Below are 9,418 nucleotides of genomic sequence, written 5' to 3'. Positions count from 1 at the left end.
ACCCCGGCTGAGCGGGCTGCCGCCCAAGGCGTCGGCGAGATTGTCGGAGCGGCGGCTTATGGTCCACAGCCATGAAGCCTTCCACGGGGGCTGCCGGCACATCCGGTGGGCAGACTCCGTCTCCATATGATCATTCTTCGCCGGATCAGGTCCGCGTCGTCGGTTCGCTTTCGCCCTCGCGGGCGGGTGACTTCATGAACTGCCCGCTGCGTTACCGGTTTCGCGTGATCGACCGGCTGCCCGAACCCCCGAGCTCGGCCGCGGTGCGCGGAACGGTCGTCCACTCCGTGCTGGAACGGCTGTTCGATCATCCCCCTCCCGGTCGCACGATCACCACGGCCGAGGCGCTGCTGGAGCCGGCCTGGCGTGATCTGCTCACTCGGGAACCAGAACTCGCCGGCTTGTTCACAGACGACGCCGAGCGGGCGGTGTGGATGGATTCGGCCCGGGCGCTGCTGGCCGGGTACTTCAGCCTGGAGGATCCGGCCCGCCTGGCGCCGGCCGCCCGGGAGCTCTACATCGAGCACGTGCTCGATTCCGGAGTACGCCTGCACGGATATATCGACCGGCTCGACGAGGCGACGACCCCGGACGGGGTGGCGCTACGGGTCATCGACTACAAGACCGGGCGCGCGCCGGGGCAGGCGTTTGAGGGCTCGGCGTTGTTCCAGCTGAAGTTCTACGCCTACCTGGTCTGGCGGATCCGCGGTGTGGTCCCTCGTGAACTGCGGCTTTACTACCTGGCAGACCGCACCTGGCTGCGGGTCGCCCCCGATGAGGCGGACTTGCGGGCGACCGAACGGAAGATAGGCGCGCTGTGGTCGGCGATCAGCCGGGCACGCCATACAGGTGACTGGCGGGCAACCCCGAGCAGACTGTGCGATTGGTGTGATCACAAGTCCCGGTGCCCGGCGTTCGGTGGCACGCCACCACCGCTGCCCGCATCCGATAGCGAGGGCGGCGCGGGCGCCCATGAACCCGCGCCGACGGTGTCTGAGGCAGCTGGCTGACAGTGGGGGGACAGCGACGCTCGGCGGGGATTCACTGAAGTCCGCGGCAGGCGAATCTTCGGTTCTTCTGCCGTCTGCCGACAATGCGGATCCACCTCTGCCAGAGCAGCGGTGAAGCGGCTGACAGGACGGGCGGGCGCGGATGGGACAGTACCGGGGACGGCGGTATCGCGGTGGTATTGATGATCCACCGGACAGAATCTTGCGCATAATCGGCCAAAGGTGGCGTCACCGTGGCTTTCGAAGGGAGCTTTTTTCATGAGCCGAGCGGGCCGGGCTTCCGGCACTGATCCGTCCGCTCCTTCCGCCAGGCCGGTGGCCTCCTCGAATCCGGCCCACGGCGGGCTCGGTACGGGAACGGAGGTGGTTCCCGCGGCGCGGGCCGCCGGGCTGGTCAAGATCTATGGATCCGGGCAGACCGCGGTCACCGCGCTGCGTGACATCGATGTCTCTTTTCCCCGCGGGCGGTTCACCGCGATCATGGGGCCGTCCGGGTCGGGGAAATCGACTCTGATGCACTGCCTGGCAGGCCTTGACACCGTGACCCGAGGCCAGGTCTTCGTCGGTGATGTGGATCTGTCCCGGTTGTCGGACAAGCAGCTCACCCACCTTCGCCGTGACCGCATCGGCTTTGTGTTCCAGCAGTTCAACCTGCTGCCGACACTGACCGCCGCGGAGAACATCACGCTTCCCCTCGACATCGCGGGCCGCAGGCCCGACCAGGCATGGATGCGGCAGGTGATCGATGCGATCGGCCTCGCGCCACGCCTGGGACATCGCCCGTCCGAGTTGTCCGGCGGCCAGCAGCAACGGGTCGCGTGCGCCCGCGCGCTGGTCACCCGGCCGGATATCATCTTCGCGGATGAGCCCACCGGCAATCTGGACTCCAGGTCCGGAGCTGAGGTGCTGTCGTTCCTCCAGCGTTCCGTGCGTGATCTCAAGCAGACCGTCGTGATGGTCACCCACGATCCCACCGCGGCTTCCTTCGCCGACGAGGTTGTCTTCCTCGCTGACGGAAAACTTGTCGACTCGATGCCGGACCCGACCGCCGAAAGCGTTCTTGAGCGGATGAAACGCCTCGACCAGCTCCAGCAGAAGGCCGATATGGGGGAGGATGGCCGGGCGGACCAAGCTGTGGACCAGGCCGCGGGGCAGGCCTGGCCGGATGGGGAACCGGCGGCCCTGGACGGAAGTACCGGCCACGGACCAGCGGGCAGGGCCTGAACAATGTTGCGTACCACCCTTAAGATCCTGCTGGCCCGCAAACTCCGATTGATGTTGTCCGCCCTTGCGGTCGTGGCTGGGGTCAGTTTCGTCACCGGCACGCTGGTGCTCACCGACACCCTCAACCACACCTTCGACACGCTGTTCGCCAACGTCACCAAGAACATCAGCGTGTCGGTTCGGACGATCAACGCAGTGGACGATGATTCCGCTGGGAACAGCCCCAACCGGCCCGTTCCCAGCTCCCTACTGGAAGTGATCAAAGGCGTGCCGGGTGTCCGGGCGGCCATCGGCGATGTTGACGGAACAGCCGTGTTTGTCAACCCCCGCACCGGCAAGGTCCGTGATACCGGCGGCGCGCCTGGGATCGGCACCAGCTGGGATGGTGGCACGCCGCTGTCCGCGGTCGACATCGCCTCGGGCCGGGAGCCGCACGGCCAGGAGATCGTCGTGGACAAGGGCAGCGCGGACAAGGCGGGGCTGGTGATCGGCGACCAGGTGACGGTGCTGACCAAGGGCACGCCCGCCGTCTACACCCTGGTCGGGACGTTTCGGGTGTCCGGGCAGGACAGCGTCGGCGGTGCTACGGTGATCGCCTTCGACACCCCCACCGCGCAGCGCGTGCTGCTGGCTCCGGACGAGTTCACCTCGATCAGAGTCGCCGCCGTCGCCGGGCTGTCCCAGACCGAGCTTCGCGATCGGATCGCCAGGGTCCTGCCCGCGGGCGTCGAGGCGATCACGGGCAAACAGCTCGCCGATGAGAACGCGAACGCGGTACAAAAAGCCGTCGGCGGTTTCTCCACGTTTTTGCTGGTGTTCGCGGGAATCTCGGTTTTCGTGGGTGCCTTCATCATTTTCAATACCTTCACGATGCTGGTGGCCCAACGGGTCCGGGAGCTTGCGTTGCTGCGGGCGCTGGGCGCAAACCGGCGCCAGGTACGGCTTTCGGTCCAGTTTGAGGCGGGCGTCGTCGGGTTCGTCGGCGCGACTGCCGGGCTGCTGCTCGGTGCGGTGCTGGCCCTTCTGCTGCGAGTGGCGATCGCGGCGTTCGGGGTGTCGCTGCCCAGCGGAGGGCTGGTTTTCCGGCCCCGAACAGTGATCGTCGCCTATGCTGTCGGAATTGTCGTCACGGCGGTCGCCGCCTTCATTCCCGCGCGTAAAGCCGCGTCGGTCCCGCCGGTGGCCGCGATGCGCGAGACCTTCGTCCTGCCTACGCGTTCCCTGCGTATCCGTGGCATGGCTGGGTGCGCCCTGAGCGGGATCGGCGCGCTTCTTCTCGTATACGGGCTGACCGCTGTCACCGGGAAGTCCGGGGCCGCGCTGGTCGGCATCGGTGCTGGATTGTGCTTCCTCGGTATCGCCACCCTCTCTCCGCTGCTTGCCAGGCCCATCACCAGGTTCATCGGCGCTCCCCTCCCCCTTGTGTTCGGTGCTACCGGCCGCCTCGGCCGCGAGAACGCGATGCGTAACCCGCGCCGCAGCGCCTCGACGGCATCCGCGCTGATGATCGGCCTTGCGCTGGTCAGCGCTTTCTCGGTACTCGGCGCATCTATCAAGTATTCAGTCAAAGAAACGGTCAGTAACAGTCTCGGTGCGGACTTCTACCTGGCTGGTTCGGGCTTCGGCCAGGGGTTCAGCCCCGAGATAGCCCGTTCCCTGCGGGGCAGGCCGGGTATCGACCTGGTCACGGGGCTGCGGTCGGACATCGCTGACATCAAGGGGAAGAAGGCGACGCTCCTGGCGGGTGACCCGGTCGCCCTGCCGCAGCTGCTCGCGTTGCACCAGGTGACCGGGGATCTCACCAAGCTTGGCAACGGGACCATCATCATGGATAGTGACACCGTGACAGCTGACGGGTTCGCCGTCGGTCAGCAGGTTCCGGTACTTTTCCCGGATGGCCCGACCATGCTCACCCTCGCCGGGACGTACCAGAAAAGCCAGGTAGCTGGCAAGTACCTCGTCTCCCTGAGTGAGTTCAGCCGACACTACAATTCCGACCTCGACATGTTCGTCATGGTCAGGATTGCTTCGGACGCGAAAATCGACCAGGTGAGGAATGAAATCAGCTCCGTTACTCGGTCGTATCCCAACGTGCAGGTGCGTGACCAGTCCGAGTTCGTCCGGCAGCAGGAGAAGCAGGTCGACCAGCTGCTGGGCTTCGTCTACGTCCTGCTGGCGCTAGCCGTCGTGATAGCGCTGTTCGGGATCGTCAACACGTTGGCTCTCTCCGTCATCGAACGGACCCGGGAGATCGGGCTGTTGCGCGCCGTCGGCATGAGCAGACGCCAGCTACGCAGGATGGTACGGCTCGAGGCGGTGGTGATCGCCGTGTTCGGAGCGGTGCTCGGGGTCGCCGTCGGTAGTTTCTTCGGCTGGGCGCTGACCCTTGCCCTCAAGGATCAGGGTATCAACGCGTTCGCCTACCCGCTGGGGACGATCGTCACCGTCGTGATCATAGGCGGTCTGCTCGGCGTCCTCGCGGCCATCTTCCCAGCCCGCCGGGCCGCGAAGATGGACATCCTGCGGGCAATCGCGACGACTTAGAGCGACCGGCAATAGGACTGTCTGTCTGTGTCATCGTGCCGCCCTAGTGGCGCGATGACACAGACAGAGGATCCCACGGGTTGCCCGACATGCATGACGTCATAGGGCAGCCTGCGGCCAGGACGCTTCTACACGGGCGTGTCGCCGGCTGCCATGCGTTCCTTCAGTTTCCGCACTCCACCCGTCAGATGATGTTCGACGAAACGTCCGACGAGATAGTCGATATGGTAGATATAGGGTACCGGTTTGACGAACATCTCCTTGCCTAGGAGCAGCGCGAAGGCGGACGTCGTACTGAGCGTCGTGGCCAGCAGGCACGCACTGCTGACCGCGGCACCTGTCTGGGCCTCGAAGTCGATGACGGAGTTTTTCAGGTAGCTGTCCTGAAGTGCCAGCGGCGCGATCCCCAGACCAAAGTTTGTGATTTTTTCTTGCTCGCTCAGGTCCGGAGTGAGGTCGAAGAAATCAGCGAAGCCCATGCCCTCGGGGTCGAAGTAGTGGTGTGTCGCGCCGTAGCCTACTGGGCCGGACATGACTACCGGGATCGATCGTTCTCGGGCGCCGCCGTAGACCATGATCCGTGGCTCGATGACGAAATAGTCCAAGGCATCGCAGACGACGTCGACACCGTCGAGGAACTCGTCGACCGTCTTCTTGGAAATGCCCTCGATCTTCCGGATCCGTAGTTCCGGGTTGATGGACAGGAGACGTTCCTCAAGCACGTCCGCCTTACGTGCTCCCACCGTGTGCACGGTGGCGCCGAACTGGCGGCTGAAATTCTCCGGGCCGAAGGTGTCGAAATCGGCGATGTGCACCCCGCCGACCCCCATGCGTACCAGCGTCTCGGCATGGGTATAACCGACACCGCCACAGCCCGGCACCGCGATTGTCTTCGTGGCCAGGGTCTTCAGTTCGGTCTCGTCGATGATTCCCAGCATCCGGCTGAACAGGACGTCACGCGCATAGGGGTTCGCCGTGGCGGTCGGATCGGTCATGATCTCGGCCTTATCATCAGGTGAAGGTTGTGGACAGTTGTGTTCGGGACGCGCTTGTCAAGGCCGCCGGGTGGAGTGTCGTTGCCTGACGTGGCGGGTACGGCACCGGGTCCGCGGCGCCGTATGCACGGATCAACGAGTATCCGCAAGGTAGCTCAGAACGTCCTGTTCCCTGCCCACAGTGGGGCCGCGGACTTGGTTGTGTTGCTTGCCAGTGGCAAGGCCGTGGGCTTGGTGAGGTCCAGGACGAAGTGGAGCCCGACGTTTTCGAAGCCAGCACGATGCCCGAATTTCTGCCCTCTTTCGTTGGCGATGAAGGAGTCGAAACAGGCCGTTTCGCAGTTCTCGTCGCGGGCCAGCTGCAGGAGGTGGTCGAGCAGCGCTCTGCCGACCCCCAGCGAACGCTGTGATTTGTGAGTCACGAAGTGATCAAGGTACATGTAACGCCCGCACCAGAAGCGGGTCTGTATCCAGTAGCCCCCGAGCGCGGTCGGCATACCGTCAACGAGCACCACTGTGCAGTGCCACCCGGCGGAGGAAATAGTGCTGAAGCGCTTACGTAAGACCGCCTCGGACACCGTCGGGTAGAGTTCGACGAGAAATTCGATGACCAGGTCCTCATCATCGTGTGTCAGATCCTGGAATTTTATCTCCATATTTGTCATCCCGTCAGTGGAATTTTGCCGTCTTCCATGTGGGTAAAAATTGCTATCAGGACATCCCGATGCCCTTCGGTTGGCGGCGAGATGCTGTTGATAGGCGTAACGGCGTGCAGGGTCGTTTTGTCGTTGTTGAACAAAAATCCGCCCGCTTCGTCGAGTGCTAGTTCCAGGAGCTTTCTGTGATCACTGTCGTGGTAGAGGACGCTGACGCCTCCCACCACCTGGTGGCGTTCGACCATAACCGTCAGGACATAGTCGACACCGTCATGGTGGGCGCCTTCTGGCGTTGGCTTACCGATGAGTCCGGGGCCGCAGATGATCCGGTTCTGGAAGACCTGGGCGAACCAGGCCGGGTGACCTGTCAATGCCTGCAGCTCGCCGCAGGCCCAGCGGAGCGCCGTACGAAGCACTGGGCTGTTGGCTGTTACGGCTTGCATGGGCGCGAAAAGCCGTTCAATCCCGCCGTTAAGATAGTTCGTCGTCGTGGTCTGTGTGTAGGCGCGGTGCGGCAGCAGCTCGACGGTGCCGCTGGCCGGAACGAGGTGGAACTCGGCGTATCGACGCTGCCGGTAGCGGCCGTGGTCGGCCATGTACCGGTCGAAGGGCAGGTCGTTCCAGGACTGTGCGAAGGAGTCCCAGGGCGACCCCGGCGCGGCGGTGACCCCGAGCTCGGCGGCGATACTGCCATGCGCGTAACCGACCGTACCCAGCTCTCGGGTGACAGAGCGGACCGGTCCCATTATTGTGGCCTCCTTGGTGGGTCTGCGAGGACATGAGGCAGGGCTGGGGCGCCGGCGTCGTCGAAACGCCGTACCATGCCGTCGTACTCGCTCTTCTTCTTCCACTCCGGGTCCGGCGGCTGATAGTTCTCCCGCGGGCAGTGCTTCGAATGTTGCCCGGTCACACGGTCGTGCAGGTACCGCGGACAATTCTCGAAGATATTCCGTACACGGACTTCGACGACCGCTTCCGCGCCGATGAACTCACTGGTCCGCGCCGGGTCGGTGTGGACGCTGGCAGCACCGTTGATACGTAGCTTCACCGGCCTTCCGGGGTCGATGAACAACAGTCCCACCGCCGGGTTGGCCCGGATGTTGCCGAGGCTGCGGAACATTCCGTTGCCGTCGTAGCTAGGAAAGCAGAAGGTGTGCGGGCCGGTTACCCGCACGAAACCAGGAAATCCTCCCTTGTACGAGCAGTCCGGCCGCCCGTCGGCATCGGCGGTGGCCAGGTAGAAGCAGTCCGCCGCCTCGATGATCGATACATCCTGTGTGGAGAGGGCGGGTGCCACGTACCGGTCGGCGATGTGCTGGGCGAGCCGTTCGGTGCCGAACTCGCGCTGCAGTTCGAGGGAGCCGGCGTGGTAGAAAGCTGGTTCCCTCGGCGCCTGCTGAGACTGACGGCGGCGAAGCGACAGGCTGTGCAGGAACTTCTGGTAGAAGACTGGGTAACTGGTGAGCACATATGTCCCGTGGGCTTGGACGAGTGGATGCCGCGGCGACAGTTTCTGTAACGGCACCAGCATCGCCAGATGATGCTCGACATGTAGGTTGTTGCTGTTGGTGAACCAGCGGGAAAAGCGGCTGCCTGTAATCGAACGAGTGTTGCGTAGAATATTCCTGGAATCGCTGTCACAGTAAATGTGTTCAGGCAGCTCAATGAGGAAATGAAGCGGGGTGGCAAGGAGGAACGGTAGCAGCCACAGCCGTAGGACCAGCTGGCCACCGCCGAGCGCCACGGCGATGACGAGGATAGCGAGGAAAGCACCGATAATACGGTACTCGGCCGTGACATAGCGGTGCGTCTTTGGGCTGATCTGACCCCCGGAATATCTCCATTCTCCCTTGAGTGACTGCCCTGTGGAACGCGCTACGGACACTACCCGGCCATAGTTGAGGAGTTCACGGAGAAATGATGAAAATGTCATGTGCTGTCGGGTGTCGAAATCGAAGAACGCGGTGTCGGCGGCCGTGCCTATATTCTTGTGGTGCTGGAGGTGGCGCACCCGGTAGTGACTGAAGGAGACCAGGAAGGGCAGGCTCATGGCCATGCCGACCGGGCGGTGCGGACGGGCCGACCGGAACGCGCTGTGGTGCAGGCACTGGTGCGCCAGCTCGACCCAGTGGACCATCATCGCCGCGAGCAGCAGCACGCCGGCCATGGCTGGGAGAACAGAGGACCGCAGCGCCAGCCAGCCGCCGATTGAGGTGAGTATGCCTGCGACGCAGATGCGCCCCAGAAAGGTCATCTCGTCCTGCCGGGTGACGAGGGTGCGGGCCAGCAGCGCCGCCGGAACATCGTGTTCACTCATGACAGGCTTTTGATGATCGTTCGCAGCCGGCGCATCCTCATTAAGATCATTTGATAATAGGCGTCCGCCACATCGACCCGGATACATACGCCGAGACAGATCTCCCGAAGGACCGCCGGTGACGTGCCGGCGAGCGCCAGAAGCACGTTCTCAAGCCATTCTTTCCCGTGGTCCGCGTCGACATGGATGTGCAGGCGCTGGTATTCGATGGCCGTATCCGGCACGCCGGCCCGAGCACAACCGCGGACCATGGCCTCGAAGCGCGGCGACGCGCTCTGTTCCAGCACTCCCATCGCGCCCAGGCCACGCGGGGTGAGATGGCGGTGGATGCCATAGGACATCAGCAGGCAGGCGTTCTCGTAGATTTCGGCGCACTCCAGATCGTCGATGCCGGCGCCGTGGGCGGCAAGCAGGCTCGACATGTAGGCGCTGGAAGAGGCGAACAGGCGTGTGTGGACCTGGCTCGGATCGCCGCGTCCCATCTCGTCCCAGTAGTTCTCCGCGATGGTCATCTTTGCCGCGCCTGAAAGACCTACCTGGGCCAAGGCGACCAGATCGTCGAATCTGCCGTCGACCAGCTCCTCGGCCGCTACGAAAAGCGCGATTTCGGGCAGGCTGGCCTCATGCTCGAGGTAGTGGCAGAAGTCGGGCTGCTCGTGGTTCCTGGCGGTG

The 9,418-nt window shown here is 63.9% G+C and carries 8 protein-coding genes; 3 read left to right on the top strand and 5 right to left on the bottom strand.

Features of this window, described 5'->3' with window-relative positions:
* Positions 1 to 71 precede the first annotated feature (71 nt).
* The 3 genes from MJ783_RS19105 (at position 72) to MJ783_RS19095 (ending at position 4,778) form a co-directional block, all read left to right on the top strand.
* Entirely contained in the window at positions 72 to 1,010 is a 939-nt protein-coding gene (locus tag MJ783_RS19105) for a RecB family exonuclease (RefSeq protein WP_370651707.1), read from the top strand.
* Between the two features lie 258 nt (positions 1,011 to 1,268).
* The gene (locus MJ783_RS19100; RefSeq protein WP_239312265.1) at positions 1,269 to 2,234 is read left to right on the top strand and encodes an ABC transporter ATP-binding protein; all 966 of its coding nucleotides are present in this window, start codon (positions 1,269 to 1,271) and stop codon (positions 2,232 to 2,234) included.
* Between the two features lie 3 nt (positions 2,235 to 2,237).
* Positions 2,238 to 4,778: an ABC transporter permease gene (locus MJ783_RS19095; RefSeq protein ID WP_239312263.1), complete on the top strand. Its 2,541-nt coding sequence runs from the start codon at positions 2,238 to 2,240 to the stop codon at positions 4,776 to 4,778.
* 128 nt (positions 4,779 to 4,906) lie between these two features.
* Here the strand turns inward: MJ783_RS19095 and MJ783_RS19090 are convergent, their stop codons facing one another.
* The 5 genes from MJ783_RS19090 to MJ783_RS19070 all read right to left on the bottom strand — a co-directional run.
* Positions 4,907 to 5,773, bottom strand: coding sequence for a ThiF family adenylyltransferase (locus tag MJ783_RS19090; protein WP_239312261.1), 867 nt, complete (start codon positions 5,771 to 5,773; stop codon positions 4,907 to 4,909).
* 155 nt (positions 5,774 to 5,928) lie between these two features.
* On the bottom strand, positions 5,929 to 6,429 hold the full coding sequence (locus MJ783_RS19085; protein ID WP_239312258.1) for a GNAT family N-acetyltransferase: 501 nt from the start codon (positions 6,427 to 6,429) through the stop codon (positions 5,929 to 5,931).
* Positions 6,430 to 6,434: 5 nt separating this feature from the next.
* Positions 6,435 to 7,175 carry a 2OG-Fe dioxygenase family protein gene (locus tag MJ783_RS19080; protein WP_239312255.1) on the bottom strand — a complete coding sequence of 247 codons (741 nt, stop codon included), beginning with the start codon at positions 7,173 to 7,175 and terminating at the stop codon, positions 6,435 to 6,437.
* On the bottom strand, positions 7,175 to 8,746 hold the full coding sequence (locus tag MJ783_RS19075) for a fatty acid desaturase (RefSeq protein WP_239312252.1): 1,572 nt from the start codon (positions 8,744 to 8,746) through the stop codon (positions 7,175 to 7,177). Before MJ783_RS19075 ends, MJ783_RS19080 begins: the two co-directional genes overlap by 1 nt.
* The coding region (locus MJ783_RS19070; protein ID WP_239312249.1) for an iron-containing redox enzyme family protein at positions 8,743 to 9,418 on the bottom strand (676 nt) is incomplete at its 5' end. The genes MJ783_RS19075 and MJ783_RS19070, both read right to left, overlap by 4 nt.

It is taken from the genome of Protofrankia sp. Cj3 (assembly GCF_917627355.1).
Lineage (GTDB): Bacteria > Actinomycetota > Actinomycetes > Frankiales > Frankiaceae > Protofrankia.
The sequence above is the reverse complement of the archived record's forward strand: the minus strand, read 5'-3'. Positions and strand labels throughout refer to the sequence as shown.